Annotated in this window: 12 protein-coding genes and 1 pseudogene; 8 read left to right on the forward strand and 5 right to left on the reverse strand. The window is 65.5% G+C overall.

Annotation, left to right across the window (positions count from 1 at the left end; translation table 11 throughout):
* Positions 1-36 precede the first annotated feature (36 nt).
* The 4 genes from JOF56_RS25580 to JOF56_RS25595 are packed head-to-tail and all read left to right on the forward strand — an operon-like array spanning position 37 to position 3,308.
* Positions 37-675: a DedA family protein gene (locus JOF56_RS25580; RefSeq protein ID WP_209642045.1), complete on the forward strand. Its 639-nt coding sequence runs from the start codon at positions 37-39 to the stop codon at positions 673-675.
* On the forward strand, positions 669-1,451 hold the full coding sequence (locus JOF56_RS25585; RefSeq protein ID WP_209642046.1) for an MOSC domain-containing protein: 783 nt from the start codon (positions 669-671) through the stop codon (positions 1,449-1,451). Before JOF56_RS25580 ends, JOF56_RS25585 begins: the two co-directional genes overlap by 7 nt.
* The gene (locus JOF56_RS60205; RefSeq protein ID WP_209642047.1) at positions 1,435-2,391 is read left to right on the forward strand and encodes a PDR/VanB family oxidoreductase; all 957 of its coding nucleotides are present in this window, start codon (positions 1,435-1,437) and stop codon (positions 2,389-2,391) included. Before JOF56_RS25585 ends, JOF56_RS60205 begins: the two co-directional genes overlap by 17 nt.
* The gene (locus JOF56_RS25595; protein ID WP_209642048.1) at positions 2,388-3,308 is read left to right on the forward strand and encodes an acetamidase/formamidase family protein; all 921 of its coding nucleotides are present in this window, start codon (positions 2,388-2,390) and stop codon (positions 3,306-3,308) included. Before JOF56_RS60205 ends, JOF56_RS25595 begins: the two co-directional genes overlap by 4 nt.
* Before the next feature lie 28 nt (positions 3,309-3,336).
* On the opposite strand, the gene JOF56_RS25600 is transcribed toward JOF56_RS25595, so the two are convergent.
* Positions 3,337-5,061: an AMP-binding protein gene (locus JOF56_RS25600; protein WP_209642049.1), complete on the reverse strand. Its 1,725-nt coding sequence runs from the start codon at positions 5,059-5,061 to the stop codon at positions 3,337-3,339.
* Positions 5,062-5,155: 94 nt separating this feature from the next.
* Here JOF56_RS25600 and JOF56_RS25605 point away from each other — a divergent pair, with 94 nt between their 5' ends.
* On the forward strand, positions 5,156-5,941 hold the full coding sequence (locus JOF56_RS25605) for a LuxR C-terminal-related transcriptional regulator (RefSeq protein WP_307855256.1): 786 nt from the start codon (positions 5,156-5,158) through the stop codon (positions 5,939-5,941).
* 49 nt (positions 5,942-5,990) lie between these two features.
* On the opposite strand, the pseudogene JOF56_RS25610 reads toward JOF56_RS25605, so the two are convergent.
* The 3 genes and pseudogenes from JOF56_RS25610 to JOF56_RS25620 form a co-directional block, all read right to left on the reverse strand.
* Positions 5,991-6,245: pseudogene (locus JOF56_RS25610) on the reverse strand (TetR family transcriptional regulator C-terminal domain-containing protein); the annotation flags it as partial.
* A gap of 96 nt (positions 6,246-6,341) precedes the next feature.
* Positions 6,342-7,364, reverse strand: coding sequence for a trypsin-like serine peptidase (locus JOF56_RS25615; protein ID WP_209642051.1), 1,023 nt, complete (start codon positions 7,362-7,364; stop codon positions 6,342-6,344).
* 254 nt (positions 7,365-7,618) lie between these two features.
* The gene (locus tag JOF56_RS25620; protein ID WP_209642052.1) at positions 7,619-8,284 is read right to left on the reverse strand and encodes a CBS domain-containing protein; all 666 of its coding nucleotides are present in this window, start codon (positions 8,282-8,284) and stop codon (positions 7,619-7,621) included.
* Positions 8,285-8,632: 348 nt separating this feature from the next.
* Here JOF56_RS25620 and JOF56_RS25625 point away from each other — a divergent pair, with 348 nt between their 5' ends.
* From JOF56_RS25625 to JOF56_RS25635, 3 genes are all read left to right on the forward strand, one after another.
* Positions 8,633-9,304 (forward strand): polysaccharide lyase family 7 protein, encoded by a 672-nt coding sequence (locus JOF56_RS25625; protein WP_209642053.1) that lies wholly within the window; start codon positions 8,633-8,635, stop codon positions 9,302-9,304.
* Positions 9,305-9,713: 409 nt separating this feature from the next.
* Positions 9,714-17,978 carry a SpvB/TcaC N-terminal domain-containing protein gene (locus tag JOF56_RS25630; RefSeq protein WP_209642054.1) on the forward strand — a complete coding sequence of 2,755 codons (8,265 nt, stop codon included), beginning with the start codon at positions 9,714-9,716 and terminating at the stop codon, positions 17,976-17,978.
* 29 nt (positions 17,979-18,007) lie between these two features.
* The gene (locus tag JOF56_RS25635) at positions 18,008-18,562 is read left to right on the forward strand and encodes a hypothetical protein (RefSeq protein ID WP_209642055.1); all 555 of its coding nucleotides are present in this window, start codon (positions 18,008-18,010) and stop codon (positions 18,560-18,562) included.
* Between the two features lie 50 nt (positions 18,563-18,612).
* On the opposite strand, the gene JOF56_RS25640 is transcribed toward JOF56_RS25635, so the two are convergent.
* The gene (locus JOF56_RS25640; protein ID WP_209642056.1) at positions 18,613-19,362 is read right to left on the reverse strand and encodes an SDR family NAD(P)-dependent oxidoreductase; all 750 of its coding nucleotides are present in this window, start codon (positions 19,360-19,362) and stop codon (positions 18,613-18,615) included.
* Between the last annotated feature and the right edge of the window lie 77 nt (positions 19,363-19,439).

Below are 19,439 nucleotides of genomic sequence, written 5' to 3' on the forward strand. Positions count from 1 at the left end.
CTTCGCGGTGTTCTCCGATCCGGCGGGCGGTTACCGATGATCGACTGGCTGGAGCTCGCCGAATCCCTCATCACCTCACCATGGCTGTACGCCGTGCTCATCGCGGTGTCCTTTCTGGACTCCTTCCTCCCGCTGATTCCGAGCGAAGCCGTCGTGATCGTCGCAGGCGTTTACGCCGGGACCGGGCAGACCAACATCGTGCTCGTCATCGCCGCCACGACGCTGGGCGCCTTCCTCGGCGACCTCGTCCCCTACACCGTTGGACGACTGCTCGGTGTGCGAGTGCTCAAGCGACTGCCACCCGGCACCAAACGCCGCGCGGCGCACGACTGGTTCGTCCGCGAACTCGACGCCCGCGGCGGTTTCATCCTGGTGACCACCCGGTTCATCCCGGTCGGGCGCTACCTGGCCACCTTGTCCACCGGAATCGTCGGCTACCCATGGGGCAAGTACATGCTGTTCGTCGGATTCGCCACCGCCACGTGGAGTGCTTACACCGCACTCACCGGATACCTCGGCGGCGTTGTGTTCCAGGAGAACACTCTGCTGGCGATCGCCGTCGGTGTCGGGCTCGCGTTCGTGATCACCGGCATCATTGAAGCCGTACGCCGCCTCCGCCGTCGCGCACGGGTCGTGGCGCCGGACACGACTGTTGACGGAACGCCTCCATGGTGAAGAGGCGAGGCTGGGTGCGAGAGCTGTTCGTCTACCCGGTGAAAGGGCTCAGCGCGCAGCCGCTGGACCGCGTTGTACTCCGGCCGGGCAGGGGTTTTCCGAACGACCGGATGTTCGCGCTTGCCCGGCCGGATGGCAGATACCGGCCCGGGACGCGTGCCGGACTGCCAAAACAGGAGTTCTTCGCCCTGGTCTCGGACCATCGTTTCGCCGCACTCGACACGCACCTCGATACGGAGACCGATGTCCTTACTGCGCGAGTCGCAGGCCACGACGTGTTGAAGGCCGATCTGAGCACTCAGGAAGGTCGCGACGACGCTGTCCGGTTCTTCACGCGCGTTCTCGACCTGCCTGTGGGTGTCGCACCGTTGCTCGCGCGGGAATCGGGCAGGCGCTTCACTGACGCAGCCGCCGCCGGGGATGGACCGATGGACTGGATCTCGTTGATCAATCTGGCTTCGGTCCGCGACCTGGAGTCACGCACTGGCACCGTGGTCGATCCTATTCGATTCCGCGCCAATGTATACGTGGATGGACTACCGGCGTGGTCCGAATTGGACACGATCGGTCAGGAGCTCGACCTGGGCGGCGTGCGCGTACAGGCCGTGCGTCGGACCAAGCGCTGCGCCGCGACCGAGGTCAATCCGGTGACCGGCTGCCGCGACCTGCCGGTGTGCACCATGATCGACAGGACGTACGGGCATCAGTTCATGGGAATCTACCTGGAAGTCCGCACAGCAGGAGTCGTGGAGAAGGACAGTGAGTTCGTCGCCTGAGTTGCGTCTGCGGGTCAGCGAGGCGAGCGACCTTACGCCGACCGTCCGGCGCTTTGTCCTGCGGGACGCCAAAGGGTCCGCGCTGCCGGCGTATGAGCCTGGTGCGCACATCGTGGTGACCACTCCAGCCGGCCACAAGCGCAGCTACAGCCTTGTCGAACCGGGTGGCGCCCAACCGCAGGAGTATGTCGTGTGTGTGCGCCGCGACAACGACGGCCGGGGCGGTTCGGTGAGTATGCACGATGACGTGGTGGTGGGCGTCGACCTCCTGGTGTCCGTGCCAGTCAACAGGTTTCCCCTCAAGCCCTCGCCCCGGTACTTGTTCATCGCCGGAGGCATCGGCATCACGCCTGTCCGGGCGATGGTGCGCCGGCTACGCGTCGCGGGCCGCACTGGTGTGCAGCTGCTGTATCTGACTCAATCCGCCGAGGAAACCCCGTTCCTGCAGGAGTTCGACGGCCCGGAGGACACTGTGCACCACAGTGATGACCGCGGGTTGCTTGATCTGTGGCCATATCTTGCCGTTCCAGACGACGACGTGCGCGTTTACTGCTGTGGGCCCGCTCCGCTCATGCGTGCCGTGCAGAGGCTGACGCCTCACTGGCGCATGAGCAGGATCCACATGGAGGAGTTCACAGCCGGTCCCGCGGGGATGTCCTTGCCGTTCACCGCAGTCTGGGCTGCCACTGGGCGCCGGGTGAAGGTTCCCGCGCATCTCTCGCTGCTTGCCGCCTTACGCCGTGACGGCATTCGCGTCGAGTCGTCCTGTGAGGCTGGCATCTGCGGCACCTGCCGTCTTGCGGTCCTCGGCGGCGAGGTGGAGCATCGTGACTCCGTGCTGACCGAAGGGGAACGCCTTTCCAGTGTGATGGCCTGTGTGTCTCGAGCCAGGTCGGCCGAACTGGTTGTCGGGCCCCACGGGAATGGGGGATCGGTGTGACCGCTCACGAACTGCATCCTGAGCCCGGATTCACGACGGACGTGTTCGACCGTGGTGCGCCACCTGTGCTGACCGTGGACCCAGGCGACACCGTTGTCGTGCGATCACTTGATGCGGCTGGGTTTCTCGAACGGCAACACTCGCCAGGAGAGCAGCGGCCGACCATGTTCGAGGGGAAGCGCGGCCACTGCCTCAGCGGTCCCATCGAAGTACGTCATGCCAAGCCGGGGGATGTGCTCGCGGTCCGTATCGTTTCGGTCCGCCCGGGCGACTGGGGCTGGACCGTCGCCGGTGCCAAGGACAACGCGTTGAACCGCGCGCTCGGTCTCACAGGACCGCCTTCCTGGCTGCTGTGGGAGATCGACGCCGACGGTGGGACTGCCACCAGCGACCGCGGCCACACCGTACGGACCTCGCCGTTCCTCGGCGTGATCGGCATGCCGCCGAATGAGCCCGGCCGGCACTCCACGATCCCGCCCCGATCCACTGCCGGTGGAAACATCGACTGCCGGGAGCTGACGGCGGGGGCGACGTTGTTCCTGCCGGTCAGCGTACCCGGCGCGTTGCTGCACCTCGGCGATGGCCATGCCGCGCAAGGCGATGGCGAGGTGTCCGGCACCGCGATCGAGTGTCCTATGACGACAGAAGTGGTACTCGACATCGTCACTGACGCCCCGATCTCCGGCCTGCACGCCGTAACTCCCCACGGGCGGATCACGTTCGGGTTCAAGGCAGACCTCAATCTGGCCATGGCGGAAGCCCTCGCCGCGATGGTCACGTGGATGCAGCGTCTCTACGACGTCGACAGGGGCACAGCCACCGCACTCGCCAGTTCGGTCGTGGACATGCGCGTCACACAGGTTGTGAACGAGACTTGGGGCGTACATGCCGTCCTGGCAGACGGGGCGATCACCTGAGCCCAGGCCACCGCCCCTGTCCGGTCAGTCAGTCCTTGAGGCCAGGGAACTGGTCGTCGCGCCATTCGGCGTTCGCCTGCCGGCCGTCCGCGAGTTCCTGCTCCCGTGCGCGGAGTTCGACGCGGCGGATCTTGCCGGAAATGGTCTTGGGCAGGTCGTAGAACTCTATTCGCCGTACGCGCTGGTACGGGGCGAGGTGTTCACGGGCGTACCGCAGGATGGACAGCGCCGTCTCTTTTGTCGGCTCGTGGCCGGGCGCCAGCGCGATGTATGCCTTGGGCACGGCCAGCCGGATCGGATCCGGTGCCGGGACCACCGCGGCCTCGGCGACCGCCGGATGCTCGATGAGTGTCGATTCGAGTTCGAACGGGCTGATTTTGTAGTCGCTCGCCTTGAACACGTCGTCGGTGCGGCCGATGTAGGTGATGTAGCCGTCGGCGTCACGGCTCGCCACGTCACCGGTGTGGTAGTAACCGCCGCTCATCGCTTCGACGTTGCGTTCTGCGTCGCCCCGGTAGCCGGTCATGAGCGGTAGCGGACGTGCCGACAGATCGATGCACAACTCTCCTTCGCCTGTCCCGGTGACCAGGTGCCCGGTGGCCGGGTCGATGAGGACGACGGGAATTCCGGGCAGCGGCCGCCCCATTGAGCCGGGCCGGACCGCGGCACCCGGGGTGTTGCCCACCTGGGCGGTGGTCTCGGTCTGGCCGAATCCGTCGCGCACGGTCAGGCCCCAGGCGCGCCGAACCTGCTCGATGACTTCGGCGTTGAGCGGCTCCCCGGCGCTGACCGCCTCACGCAGAGCTTCCGGGCGCTCGCCGAGCTCGGCATTGATCAGCATGCGCCAGACGGTCGGTGGAGCACAGAACGAGCTGACCTTCCTGCGGCGCAACTGAGCCAGCATCGCCGCCGCGTCGAAGCGACGGTAGTTGTAGACGACGGTGGTCGCTTCGGCGATCCAGGGCGCGAAGAAGCAGGACCATGCGTGCTTGGCCCATCCCGGTGCGGAGATGTTCAGATGCACGTCGCCGGGCCGCAGGCCCAGCCAATACATTGTGGACATATGACCGGCCGGGTAGGACACCTGCGTGTGCTCGACCAACTTGGGTCGCGACGTCGTGCCGGAAGTGAAGTACAGCAGCAACGGATCGCCCGGCGCAGTATTCGGGTGTGCGATGCTCGTGTGCTCCAGTTCGTCGGCTGCCCGCAGATTGGACCAGCCTTCGGCCTCACCGACACTGATCCGCGTGTAATCGCCGGGCACCCGGTCGAACCTGTCGGTGTCCGCGGCGTTGCAGATCACGTGCCGGACGCCGCCAAGAGCGATCCGGTCCTCAAGGTCCGCCGGCCCCAGCGCGGTCGTGGTCGGCACGATCACCGCTCCCAGCTTCATGATCGCCAGCATCGCTTCCCACAGCTCGACCTGGTTGCCGAGCATCAGCAGGACCGGGTGTCCTTTGCGGACACCGTGGGCGGTCAGCCACGACGCCAGACGATCCGAGGCACGGGACATCTCGGCGAAGGTTCGTTCTGTCGTGGACCCGTCCTCTTCCACCACAACAAGGGCCTGGCGATTGTTTCCGCTTGCGACAGCGTCGAACCAGTCGACCGCCCAGTTGAACCGGGTACCGAGTTCTGGCCATCGGAACTCGGCTACGGCGCAGGCGTACTCACCGCGCAGTTGTAGCAATTGGTCGCGGCTCTGCCGGTATGCGCCGGTCGCGTCCACGGGATGCTCTTCGGGTTCGGGCATGGCGTGACTATCAGTCGTTTGTTGCTCGTGCGGCTACCCACATACGGGGGTAACGCGCGCTTGACGTGGGCCATTGGTCTGCGAAACTTAGCCGGTGGACGACAGCGTCACGGCGCGGGCGGTGATCGACGAGTTGCTGCCAGAGCGGTTGGAACGGTTACGGCGGGTCAGCGGTGTGCCGGTCGTCTTCGGCGGCGCCACCCGGGGCCGCAACCTCATTCTCAATCGTCTGGTCGGGACATTCGGCGACTCGCTGCGCGGGCTGGCCGTGCAACCGGGCAAAGGGCTCGGCGGACGCGTACTGCGTCAGCGCACACCGTTGCGCGTCAACGACTATGCCACGACGCTCACGATAACTCATGAATACGACCGCATGGTCGTGGACGCGGAGCGGTTGACGTCACTCGTCGCCGTGCCAGTGCTCGTCCGCGGTGAGGTTCGAAGCGTGATCTATGGGGCGGTGCGTGACCACCGCCCGATCGGCGACCGTGCGCTCCGCACCGCCACGATCGTGGCCTCCCAGTTGCAGCAGGATGTGGAGCAGCGGCTCGACGAAGTGGCTCGTCCTCTCGAAGCCCTTGCCGAACTTGCCGCCATCATCGAGCACACCGACGATCCCCGGCTGCGCGCACGGCTCTCGCGGATTCACCGGAATCTTTCCGATCGGCCGATTCGCGCCGAAACCAGGCCCGCGCTGGCACCGCGGGAGATCGACACGCTCCGGCTGGTGGAAGTGGGCGCGAGCAACCTCGAGATCGCGACCCGGCTTGGCCTGAGCCCGGAGACTGTCAAGGCCTACCTGCGATCCGCGATGCGCAAGCTGGGCGTTCACAACCGGACGGCTGCGGCCCACCGAGCCCGGTCGACCGGCAACCTGTGAGTAGAACCCAAAAAGCAGCGCGACCGGCCGGGTGCTGCCTTCAACGAGGTCAGCCTGTGGATCGCAACAGGTTGTCCAGGCAGAGGTTCAATGCTGTCTCCAGGTGCTGGGCGGAGCCTGTGGAGAGCAGGATGCTGACGCCGCCCTGGATGGCGGTGACGATGGCGGCGGCCAGGCGGTCGGCGTCGAGAGCGGGGTCGGCTTCGCCTGCTGCCTGGGTGGCCTCGATGCCGGTCCGGACGGCGTCCTGCCATCGTCGGATCAACTGCGTGGTGACGGCTTGGGCAGCGGGGCTGTACCGGCCTACGTCGGCGGCCGGGTAGCCCCAGCGTCGGCAGGAAGGGGTGGCGGACTTTCCGGCCTCGCCGCCACACCCAGCCTGCCGACGCCTTCTGGTGGCCTACTTGGTGTGTACCGCCGCGCGGGTGTTGATCGCGGCCTGGCCGAGTGGTGGGCTGTAGATGTCCTGGCCGCCGTTGCCGATGTGGAAGCTTTGGTTGCCGATCAGGTAGCCCCAGCCGCGCGACGACGGCATGTCGTGGATCCATGGCCCGCCGCTGGCGCCACTTCCCATGTCGCAGGAGATGACCCGGTATCCGGGGACGGACGAGGAGCCCACACAGAACCGCAAGTCTCCGCCGTTGGGGCTGATTCCTGACCGTGACGGGTGGGTGTTCTCGGCGTATCCGAAGGCGCGCACGTCGCCGTAGCTCGCCGTCGCGGGGGTGGCACCGAACTTGTACCCCTGCCATCCGACGACGTCGCCGACCTTGCCGCGCGAGTTGCTGCTGAGCGCGAGCGCGGCCATGTCGTAGTAGTTATCGCTGCCGTCGTGGTAGCCGTTGGGCACGGCCCAGGCCTTCGCGGTCCACGTTCCGTAGGGCCGCGACCCGTTGTTGAAGTCAGGGGCGAACTTGAAGTTCTTGTACCAGCCCTTGTGACCGTTGCTGACGCAGTGCCCGGCGGTCCAGATCGTGTTGTGGTTGCTGGAGCTGATGACCGTGGCGGTGCAGTAGCGGTCACCTTCCGGCTTGGTCAGGAAGAGCTTGCCGATGGTGCGCGCGGGGAGTTTCCCGTGTCCTGCCCAGACTTTGGACAGCCGGAAGTACGTCAGTGCGTCGGCGCTCATGGTCGAGAGTGTGTCGGCGGGCGGCCCGGCGTCACCGTCCGCGCTTTCGCTGACCTGTGGCTCACTTGGCGGGGTTGTGGGTTGGGTCGTCGGCGAGGACTCGTCAACCAGCGCAGTGGCTTGCTGCATCCGCGCGTCGGTCCAGTAAGCGTCGACACTGCCAAAAGGCTCTATCGCGACGCCGACGGCGACATCACTGGCCGCGGCCGCGGCGGAAGCCACGGGCGAGACGAGCGCGACTGTGCAGCAGGCCGCAGCGAGCACGGCGGAAACGGGTCTGAATCGTCGGAACAAAGTGGCTCCCCAGTGACGGCGTGAAAGCGGTCGAATCCGGGCGCTGTGACGGTTTCGCAGTCGTCGAGCCCGGACGACCGGGAGCCTAGAACATGATCACCAGGGGCTGTCCAGTGTCGGACGCGTTCTTTTTTGCGATGGGCACTGGGCGTAGCCGGTTCGAACGGAGCAGGTGTCACAGGGTGTGACCAGCCCGCAGTCGAGCGTCAAGTTCTGATGTGGAGTGTCTCAAGAGGATGGTCCAGTTCATGCAGTCACAGACCGGTGATCATGAGGTCGTCGACGTCGTAATGAAGGTTGTTGTGGACGGCGATGACGCCGGGTACGTGGTGTGCGGCCTCGCTGATGCGTTGGACGGTGCTGTGGAACGAGAGTCTGCCCTCGAGGGTGACGATGCCGTCGGTGACGTGCACGGTGACTTGGTTTGCAGCGCGGGTTCTGGTGGCGATTTCGTGTTCGATGTCGGTTTCGATGGTGCTGTCGCTGCGGACGTACAGGTGTAGTGCGTCGCGGCGGGCGAGTATGCCGATGAGGTGGCCGACGCAGGTCACGACGCAGATCTGGCGTATCCGGCTGCTGGCCATCAGGTGCAGGGCGGCACTGACTGTAACGCCTGGGGTTGTGGTGATCGCCGGTGTGGTCATCAGGTCGGCCGCGCGTAGCGCTGTGGATTTCCGCCATCGGGCGCGGCAGTGCGGGCCGGCGAGCAGGGGTGGTGGGTCGGCGCCGCCGTGAAACTCGAGTTTGGTCAGGATGTCGGCTTCGCTGACCACGCCGATCGGTGTGCCGGAGCTGTCGATGACAGGCAGCGCGTCGATGCCGTGGGCGAGCATGGCGCCGGCCAGTTCTTTGAACGGGGTGTCGTACACCGCGGTGATCACCTGGCGGGTCATCACCGCGGCCACCGTTGGTTCGCCCATGGTTTGCCTCGTTGCGCCGTACTCCTTCGGAGTTGCTAATATTAGCAACTGTTTAATCGCCTGGACAGGGGTAGAGGCCGCACGGCGCGCCGAGCGGGTGCACCAGAAACCACGGTCGGCACGCATCACCCGGAAGTCATGCGCCAGCGACAACATCGCCTCCGCGGCGTGACGGTGCGAGTTCGGTTTCGACTGCCCCGGTCACCGGACAAGCATCCCGTCCTGTGGAGGGGGACGGAGCGTGGCGCCGGGAATGTCTTGGCACATGCTGGTTTTGACGCTGGGATATGGGTCATACTTTGTTGCCGCCGCCGCGTGTGTCCCCTGCGATGTCACACAAGGAGCGTTATGCGTCTGACGCGAAGAATTGCGGCGATCGCCGGCACGGTTGTGCTGACTGCTGCCGGAGTTGTCCTGAACCAGTCGAGTGCCTTCGCCGGTCCGGTGGGCAGTGGCTGGACGGAACACAAACCCTCGTGGAATCTGCAGATTCAGAGCCGTGGCGAGATAACGAGCTACCCGAGCAGCACCGACAGTGCGTCCGGGCCTGGCGGCTCCTACTTGCGGTCCGGTGGGGTGCAGACGTTCAAGCTCGTCAACAACGGGTCCAACCGGGTCGAGGTCCGGGTTCAGGACAACTATCGGACCGGCCAGCGGCAGTTCGAAGGCGAACTGAAGGTCACCCCGGGCACCGACGACGAGAGCGCGATGCAGATCTTCGGCAACGACGGCGAGGGCGCCACCACGCTGATGATCAGGTCCTTCTCGAAGAACGGCGGCACTCTGCGGGGCGGCGGCAAGGACCTGATCAGCAACATCTACGGCAAGTGGGTGCGCATCAACGTCACCCACAACGCCACCGCCACCGGCGGCAGCTACTCGATCTACATCAACGGCCAACAAGTGCACACCAGCAACGGGCCAAAAGGCGATCATTACTTCAAGTACGGCGTGTACGGCACGTTGCAGACCGACGGTGCCGAGCACCAGTGGCGCAACGTGCACTTCTACCGGAAGTAGTTCTCACGGCTCAGGCCCGGCCCGGACTCCGGGCCGGGCCTTTGTCGCGAGTGGACAATCGGATTGCGGATGTTCCGGTTGGTGAAAAGAGCGGCATCAGGCATGATCAAGGGGTGACCCGCCGCCGGTGCGGGAACATGCTCCGTTCGGTGGACCGCCGGCTGGTTCCGGGGGTGGGGGCACAAATGCCGTGTTATTTCTGCCCAGCCTGCTCGGCTACGTTCTCGTCGTCTCATCGTCGTAGGCATTTTGTGCGTCCCTTGATGTAAGGGTTTGGGTCGGCTGGACTGATTCGGCGAATGGCTGCCCTTGAATCCGGCGACTGATTGCGGCTGTGTGTCCATCGTCGGTAATTTGGCGAGGCTGATCATGCAGATCCTGTGGAATCCGAACGAAAGGTCTCGGGATCATGACCACCTGGCGTCAGCTTCGCGTGTCAGGAATTCGCCGGAAGATCGTGACGCTGGGGGTGGTCCTCGCCCTCGTGGCCGGTGTGGTGCCCCCTGCCGCGCACATCGCCGGCCCGCTGTCGCTGACGGCCGGTGAGCCAGGGGAGGCCGTCGACGTCCCGGCGCATCCCGAGGGTGCGTCGTTCAATCCCAATCAGCTCAAGGGGATTCAGGCCGCCGACCCCGGCTCGAAGATCAACCTGATCCAGCCGCCCACGGCGGACATCACCGGTGACGCCCGGGTGGGCTATCCCATCGAGCTGCCGCCGGGCCGGGGTGACGCTGTGCCGTCGGTCGCGCTGACGTACGACTCGTCGGGCGGCAACAGCTGGACCGGCGTCGGCTGGAATGTCGCGACGCAGTCGATCACGATCGACACCAGGTGGGGCGTACCACGATACGAAAATGGCCTGGAAACGGAGACCTATCTACTCAACGGCGAGCAGCTCACGCCGGTCGCGCACCGCACGCAACTGCAGGCGCGCACCGCGGAGAAAGTGTTCCGGACCAGAGTGGAAGGGCGGTTCAGCAGAATCGTCCGGCACGGTGACAATCCACGTAACTACTGGTGGGAGGTGACCGCCCGCAACGGCACGAGATCAATTTTCGGCGGTCCGCCTGATGGTTCCGGGGAAAGCACGACGCTGACCGACGAGTCCGGCAACGTCGCGGTGTGGGCGTTGCGCGAGGTGCGGGACGCCAACGACAACTTCGTGCGGTACCACAATGTCCGGGTCGCGGACGTGGGTGTGAACGGTGGCACGGTGCCGGGCGCGGAGATGTATCCGAAGCGGATCACCTATACCGGTCAGGGCAAGATCGAGGGCAGGTACTCGGTCACGTTCATCCGTGACCGGGAGCGTGGGGAGTCCCGCCGCCAGGACGTGGAGATCGACGCGCGCAACGGGTTCAAACAGGTCACGGCCGATCTGCTGCGCCGGATCGAGATCTTCATCGACGACAAGCCGATTCGTGCCTACGAACTGAACTACCGTACCGGCGCGTTCGCCAAGACCCTGCTGCAGCAGGTTGCCCAGTACGGCGAGGATCTGCGGATCTTCAACACCCACACGTTCGACTACTTCGATGACATCCGTACCGGGGACGGCGAGTACCGGGCGTTCTCCGACGCGACGGGCTGGACCACGCACAACGACTCGCTCGGCGCGAGCGTCCCTGATGGACAGGCGAGTGCGTTGTCGGCGAGCACATCCAGCAGTGCGGGCGGACACCTCTACGTGGGTTTCAACCCGGCCGTGGCGCGCAAGTCCGGTTCGGCAGGCGGCAAGGTGGGTTTCAACGCCGGGTCGGCCGAAGGCTTGCTGGCGTTGACCGATGTCAACGGGGATTCCTTGCCGGACAAGGTGTTCCGCACTGGGGCAGGAGTGTTCTACCGGCCGAACCTGTCCGGGCCGGGCGGGCAGCCGAGGTTCGGCGACACCCCGATCAAGCTGGCCAACCTGCCAGCGATCTCCACGGAGTCGACCCGGTCGGTCACCTCCGGTGTCGAGTCGTACTTCGGTGTGGCCGCGCAACTCGACCACGTGTCCACCACGACACGAACCGACCGGTACTTCTCCGATGTCAACGGTGACGGTCTGACCGACCTGGTCACGAACGGCAGTGTGCTGTTCGGATACCTGGACGCCAACGGCAATCCCGCCTACAGCGCCAACAGCAAGGACACGCCCGTGCCGATCGGTACCGGCGGTGCGAGCGGCACCATTGTGGGTGATCAGACTCGTGAGTTCGAGCGTCAGGTGGACGCGTTCCCGCTGCTGGACAGCGTGCGAAGGTGGATCGCGCCCTACGACGGCACGATCCGGATCGCCGGTGGGGTCAAGCTGGCCGACAACGCCGGTACGGACGAGAAGGCCGACGGTGTCCGGGTCGCGGTGCAGCACGAGAACACGGAGTTGTGGTCGCAGCGGATCATGGCGGACGACCACGCCCAGTACACACCGTCCGGAGTGGACGCTGTGCAGGTGCGCCGCGGCGAACGGGTCTACTTCCGAGTCCAGTCCGTATTGGATGGAAAGTTCGACCAGGTCGCCTGGGACCCGGACATCACCTACACCAGTATCCCGGCCGGTACTGATGTCAATGGCCTGGACAACCACCGTTACCTGGCTTCGCGTGACTTCACCCTGGGTGGCCGTCCGTCCACAGTGACCGCACCGGTGACCGGGACGCTGCACCTGTCCGGTGACGTCTCCAAGGTCGGCCCGACGACAGACGACGTCGCGGTCGTGATCACCCGCAACGGCCAGGACGTCTTCACCGGCAACCTGCCCGCGGCCACGGGCGGGACGGTCGCGATCAACCTGGACATCCCGGTGACGGCCAACGACACGCTGTCGTGGCGGCTGCGGGTGGATTCGCCGATCGACGCGGGGGCGCTGCACTGGGTTCCGTCCGCGCACTACACCGCGGCGGACGGGGGAGTGCCGGTCTTCGACCAGAACGGCAACCCCACGATGAAGATCGCTCCGCCGTACGACCTGGACATGTACCCGGTCGACACGTTGACCGCGCCACAGGGCTCGTACACCGCGACTCGTTCGGGTGAGCTGACCGTGCAGCCGGAACTGGCCGTCAACGGCGGCGACAGTCGAGTCGTGTTCACTGTCAAACGGCGGGGTGCACTGCTGGCCAAGAAGGTCATCGACATCGTCAACGGGCAGGTTCCCGAGCCGGAGTCGTTACGCGTCAAGGTCAACGCGAACGAAGGCGACGAACTGTTCCTCGACTTCTCCACTTTGGACACGACGTTGCCCGGGCGGCTGACCAGGCAGTCGGCGTCGATCAGCACCGACGGCGTGACGTTCGACCCAGTGCCCAGCGCGCTGCACGCTTCGGCGGAGCAGGGTGCGTTCGCGCAGCCCTACCGGGGCTGGGGCGCGATCGGCTACCAGGGCAACCGCGACCGTGCCACCGCCCCGATCGTGCAGGGCGACCTGGCGATCGACCAGAACTACCGCAACCGCATTCCCGCAGCCCCCAAGGAATCCGACGTACCTGGCTTCGAAGGCCGGGTCACCCCGCCCAACGCGATCGTGCTCGCGCCCAGACCGGCCAAGGGCCAGTGGGGGAGCGAAGACGGCAATACCTGGGTCGCAGGTGTCGGTGCGGCGAGTTCGCGGCTGGGTACCGACCGGATCGACGTGGCCAACGATGCTGACTTCGCCGGGGCGACTGGTGTGTCGCGGGTGGCGGGCAGCAGTCAGATCTCGACCACGTTCGGGGCGAGCCTGCCGGGCGTGCCGATCGGCGCCGGCGCGAGCGTGGCCCGGGGCAGCAGCAGTGGCGAGGTGGACTACCTCGACCTCAACGGTGACGGTTTCCCCGATGTGGTCGGCTCGGCGGGGATCCAGTACTCGGACATGACCGGTGGCCTCGGCAGCACCCGTGGCAGCTTGGGCACCGGCAACGTCCGGGAGAACGACTCGAGGGCGTTCACCGCGTCGGCCAATGCCGGTAGCCCGGCCCGCACTTCGGCTGACGGCCGCGGGCAGTCCGCGCCGTCGGCGGAGAACTCCGCCAACACTGCCCAGAACGGCAGTGAGATGCCCAGCCTGGGCATCGGCGGCAGCACCGGTGGCGGCGAGTCGGACGGGAAGTTCGACCTGTTGGACATCAACGGCGACAGCCTGCCCGACCGGGTCTACGAGAACGGCACGGCCGCGCTGAACCTGGGTTACCGGTTCGCCGCGCCCGAACCGTGGCCTGGTGGCCCGCTTAACGACGCAAACACCCGTAACTCGGCGCTCAACCTCGGGTTCAACACGGACTTCTACGGCCTGGCCGGTGGTGTGTCGGCCGCGACCGGTTCGTCCAAGACTGAGGCTGGCCTGATCGACATGAACGGCGACGGCCTGACCGATCGGGTGTTCTCCCGGGATGGCACGCCGTTGGCCGTCGCCATCAACACCGGCAACGGATTCCTCGCGCCGACCACGTTCCAAGGCAGTCTCGGCGGGATCAACTCCGGCAAGAACTCCAGCCTCGGCGCGGGCGCGTACTTCACCTTCGGGTTCTGCCTGGGCATCTTCGCCGGTGGCTGTGTCGTGTTCAACCCGGGTGCCGACGTCTCGACCGGCATCGGTCGGTCCGAACTCGCGCTGCGCGATATCAACGGCGACGGGTACACCGACCAAGTCCGGTCCACGAAGGACAGTGAGCTGATCGTCGCGGAGAACCGGACCGGCCGCACGAACCTGCTGCGCTCGGTGACCCGGCCGCTCGGCGGGAAGTTCGACCTGGACTACACCCGCGACGGCAACACCAAGGACCTGCCCCAGTCGCGCTTCGTGCTGTCCAGCACCAGGGTGTTCGATGGCCACCCCGGCGACGGCCAGGACGTGCAGCTGACCACCTTCCGTTACGAGAACGGCCGATACGACCGGCTGGAACGGCAGTTCCTCGGCTACGGCCGCGTTCTCAACGAGCAGCGGGATCCCGGTGCCGGTGACGCCGTGTTCCGGGCGCTGGCCAACGAGTACCGCAACGACAACGTCTACGCCCGCGGCCTGGTGTCCCGCTCGTTCACCACTGACGCGGCCGGGCGGCTGTTCAAGGAGACGGTGAACACGTACGCGTTGCGCGACGTGAGCACCGGCAAACCCGTGGATCCACGCAGCACCACGGCCACGGTGTTCCCACTGTTGTCGCGAACGGAAAAACGGTCCTACGAAGGCCAGCCCACTGCGGGCAAGTCGACCTTTTCCGAGTTCGACTACGACGAATTCGGTAACACGACTCGGGTTTTCGACGCGGCGGAGGCTGGTGCTGCCGATGACGTGGAGACTCGTACCGGCTACACGGCGGCCGACCAGGCCTGCCGGGACCGCAACATCGTCGGTACCGCCAACTCCATGCAGGTGGTGGCCATCGCGTCGAAGTCGGTGATGCGCAACCGTCAGTCGACAGTGGACTGCAAGACGGGCAACGTCACGCAGGTCCGGGCCTTGCTGGCCGACGGCTCGAAAGCCGTCAGCGACATGGAATATCTCGGCAACGGCAACCTCAAGGCCGTGGTCGGGCCGGCCAACAAGACCGGCCAGCGATACCGGCTCGACTACGGCTACGACCCGGTCGTCGGTGTGCACGTCGAGACCATTGTGGACAGTTTCAACCTCCGCTCGGTGATCACCCACAACTACAAGTACGGCCTGCCCGAGAGCACGGTCGACGAGAACTTCCAACGAGTCCATTTCAACTACGACCGGGTGGGCCGCATCGCGTTCGTGGCGGGCCCGAACGAGATCCCGGAAAACCGGGTGACCATCGGCTTCGAGTACCACCCGGACGCCGAAGTGCCCTACGCGGTGAGCAGGCACATCGACAACACCGCTACCGAGGTACGCGACGACACCATCGACACCGTCCAGTTCGTCGACGGTCTTGGCCGGGCGGTGCAGACCAAGAAGGACGCCAGCGTTCCGCCGCAGCCCGGCGCGGCGCCCGAACCTGCGATGACTGTGTCCGGCAAGCAGGTGTTCGACTTCCTCGGCCGGTCGGCCGAGCAGTTCTATCCGGTCACCGAATCCAAGGGAGACAACAACTTCAGTTTCAACCCGGCGGTTGACTCCGTGCGGCCGACCCGGACCGGTTACGACGTGCTCGATCGACCGACCCGGGTGACGCTTCCGGACGACACCGCGTCGACGATGGCCTACGGGTTCGGGCCGGATCGGGCCGGGGTCACCCAGTTCGAGACCATCACCACGGATGCCAACGGAAAGCAGCGCCGCGCGTACACCGATGTGCGTGAGCTGACCACGGCGGTCAAGGAGTTCAACCCCACCGGCGGCCAGCCGGTGATCTGGACCAGTTACGGCTACGACCCGCTCCGGCAGATCACGACCGTGACCGACGACCGCGGCAACACCACCAAGGCCGCCTACGACAACTTCGGCCGCCGCACGGTGATCGACAGCCCGGACACAGGCAAGACCGAGACCGGATACGACCTCGCGGGCAACGTGATCACCAAGGTGACGCCGAACCTGCGGGACAAGCGCAAGGCGATCGAGTACGACTACGACTTCACCAGGGGCACCGGGATCCGGTACCCGATCTTCACCGGCAACAACGTCAAGTACACCTACGGCGCGCTCGGCGCCCCGGAGAACGGCGCGGGCCGGATCACCGAGATCCGTGACGCGGCAGGCACTCTCACTCGCGGCTACGGTCCACTCGGCGAAGTCGCCAAGGAGACCCGCACCCTCGGCGGCAGCGCCCTGGAGACGGGGGCCTCCTTCACCACCCTGACCCGGTACGACTCGTTCAACCGGGTCCTGGACACCACCTATCCGGACGGCGAGAAGGTCACCTACGGCTACGACAGCGGCGGCCAGGTCACCACCGCGACAGGTGTCAAGGACAACAGGAACTACACGTACCTGGCCCGCCAGGACTACGACAAGTTCGAGCAGAAGGTGCTGACCCAGACCGGTTCCGGTGTCCGTACCAGCTACAGCTACGACGCGGAAGACCGGCGGCTGGCCACCTTGAAGTCGCAGCAGCCGGACGGGCGGGTGTTCCAGAACCTGTCCTACCAGTACGACAACGTCGGCAATGTCACGCAGCTGGCCAACGATGTCGCGGTCCCGCCTGCCAAGGGCATTGGCGGACCGAGCAAGCAGACCTTCGGCTACGACGACCTGAACCGGCTCGTCACAGCCAGTGGCGAGTACCGCAACACCTCGGACAAGCTCAACAAGTACAAGCTGGACCTGACCTACGACAGCATCCACAACACCACCAGCAAGGTGCAGAAGCACGATCTGGTCAGCACCGCGGGCACGACCTATCCGCAGTACGACACCACGTACTCGTTGCGCTACACCTACGAGCCTGGCAGGCCGCACGCGCCTGCCAAGGTCGGCCAGGACGTCAACAAGTACGACGGCAACGGCAACCTGATCGACATCGTCACCAAGAAGTACGACGTACAGGCCTTCGTCGGGCCGTTGGCTGATGAGTCCACCTCTGATGACCGGACGCAGTTGGTGTGGGACGAGGAGAACAGGCTGGCGTGCGTCCACGACGACGAACACTCGACAGTCAGACAGGAGCCCGGCTCCTGTGAAGGGCATGCCGACCCGGTCGTGCGGTTCGTGTACGACGAATCCGGTAACCGCATTGTCAAGGACGGCAAACAGAAACACATCGCGCCGAGCCGCAACTTCAGCAAGATCGACGGGCAGTCGTTCAAGCACATGTTCGCGGGCGACACCCGGCTGGTGACCAAGAAGGTCGAGGCCAAACTAGAGGACGAGCAGTTCTACTTCCATGCCGACCACCTCGGCTCGTCCGGCCTGGTGACCGACACGAGCGCAAGACTTGTCTCCCACCAGGAATACTTCCCGTTCGGCGAGACCTGGGCCGCGGAGAGTGCCGAGAAACCACCGGTGCCGTACCAGTACAACGGCAAGGAATTCGACAAGGAAACCGGCCTCTACTACTACGGCGCCCGCTACTACGACCCCAGGTCCAACCTGTGGCAGTCGGCGGACCCTGAACTCGGCACATATCTGGACGGCAAAGGCAACGGAGGCGTCCAGAACACGGCAAACCTTGGACTGTACAGCTATACCTACAACAACCCGCTCACATACCGGGATCCCGATGGCCGGATGGCGGAGACCATAGTCCTCGGTACTGGCGTGGTCGTCTGCGGCCCATGGTGCTGGGCCGCTCTTGCCGGCGGGGTAGTAGTCGGCGGGGTACTGGCATGGGTGTACACCCGTCCTCCATCGCCGCCGGTCCTGCACTCCGAACCTGCGGAGCCGGGAGACAAGCCCGCGCCACCGGCACCACCGGAGGCCGGTCAGGCCGGCTCGGAAGCCGAGGCGCCGGCCGGCACCCGCGATGCCCAGGGAAAGCTGCGGGACAAAAAGGGCCGGTTCCTGACAGATCCGGAAAATCCGCCGCACGACAACCACATGACGGATGCCGAAAAGAGAAAGAAATGGAAGGAGCTGGCCGACGACCCGAATTCGCCGTTGACTCCGGAAGAGCGGCAGGAAATCAAGGAGCGCGGCCGTGGCCCGACCCGCACGAACCCGTGGACCGGCAAGGAAGAGACCATGGAACTGAGCCACGAACCGGTTCCGGCGCGTGAGGGCGGCAAGGAGGTGGTTCCCCGTTGGCCGGATGACCACGCGGCACGGGATCCGCACCGGAAACTCGGACGCCCGCCGTACAGTTCCGGGCAGTAGACGTAGGTCCAGCCGGTAGGGTGAGGATCATGATCAGACTGTCCGAGCAGGATTTCGCGGACTCGGGGCTGAGTGTGCGCCGTGCGTTTGTCCAAGCGCGTCGCGGATACGGTGATGATCTTCCTGAGCCACTGGCCGAGCCGATGTCGATAATGTGGGCAGGCCGTGAGATCGTCACCGGCGATATCGTCGCCGGTGACGCGGAAGGCCGATTGAGGATCAGTCTGATATCGGCGCACCGATCCGGCGATCAGGGTGTCGACGTGGACATTCCGGGGGGAAGAATCACCCTTTCGGATGGCACGGTCGAATCCACGCTGAGGACGTGGTTCGATGCGGATCTCGATCCGGTCGTGGAGTACGACTATGTCGCTCCACAACGCTCGCTTCGAATCGCGAACGTCTCCGAGGTCCTTCGAGGCGGTAAGCCGTCAATCGAACGGTGGACCGGCAACGCGGCGATGTGGGTGGAGCGAGTGGGAGCGGATCGGCATGTCTATCACTGCAGCCATGCCGAATCCTCTCCGCCGGACTTCGGCGATCTGGTTTTCTCCTTGACGCTTCTGCCCAAAGACGACAGCTGAACACCCGCACGGTGTGCCCCCTTTCGCCGCGGCGAAAGGGGGCACACCGGTCAGCCGTAGCACGCGCCGACGGAGATGTTGACCTGGGTCGAGGTGATGCTGCGGCCGTTGTCCGATGCGACGAACGCGGCGACGTTCCCCACGTCGGCCATGGTCGCGGCGCGCTTGAGCGGCGACGCGTCGATGATGCTCTGCCTGGGCGCTTGCATCTCGGGGGTGTCCGGGAAGGTGTCGACGATGCCACCGGTCAGCAGCGTCACGGTGCGGATGCCGTGCGGCGCCAGTTCCACCGCCCACTGCCTGCGCAGTGATTCGACGGCGTCGAAGCCGACCTGCACGTTGCCGAGACCGGGGAGGTTGTTCGCGTGGTCCGACCCGCCGAAGAACAGCAGCACCCCGGACTCCTGCTTGACCATGTGCCGGGCCGCGGCCTTCGTGGTGATCAGCTGTGTGGTCAGCGCCTTGCTGATGGCCGCGACGAAGTCGGGCGTGGAGATGTCGGCCAGCGGCTGGAAGATCCCTTCCAGGGTGATCAGATTGACCGAGATGTCCACGCTGCCGGACTTCTCCACGACGGCGTCGATGTGGTCGTTCACCGCGGACGCGTCCAGCGCGTCGACCACTGCCGTCTCGGCCTGGCCTCCCGCGGCCCGGATTCTGTCCGCGACCGTCTCGAGTTTCGCCGGTGTCCGGCCGACAAGGAAGACCCGCGCGCCCTCGGCAGCGAAGGCGCTGGCCATTGCGCCACCGATCGAGCCGCCGCCACCGTAGATCACCGCGGTCTTGTTCTCCAGCAACATCCGTTTCTCCTTTCGTTGACGGAGAAGCTACGGCCTGGTCACAGTGGTTCACATCGGTCACGTGACTGGCGTGAGAC

The sequence above is a fragment of the Kibdelosporangium banguiense genome, from assembly GCF_017876405.1.
Taxonomy (GTDB): Bacteria; Actinomycetota; Actinomycetes; order Mycobacteriales; family Pseudonocardiaceae; genus Kibdelosporangium; species Kibdelosporangium banguiense.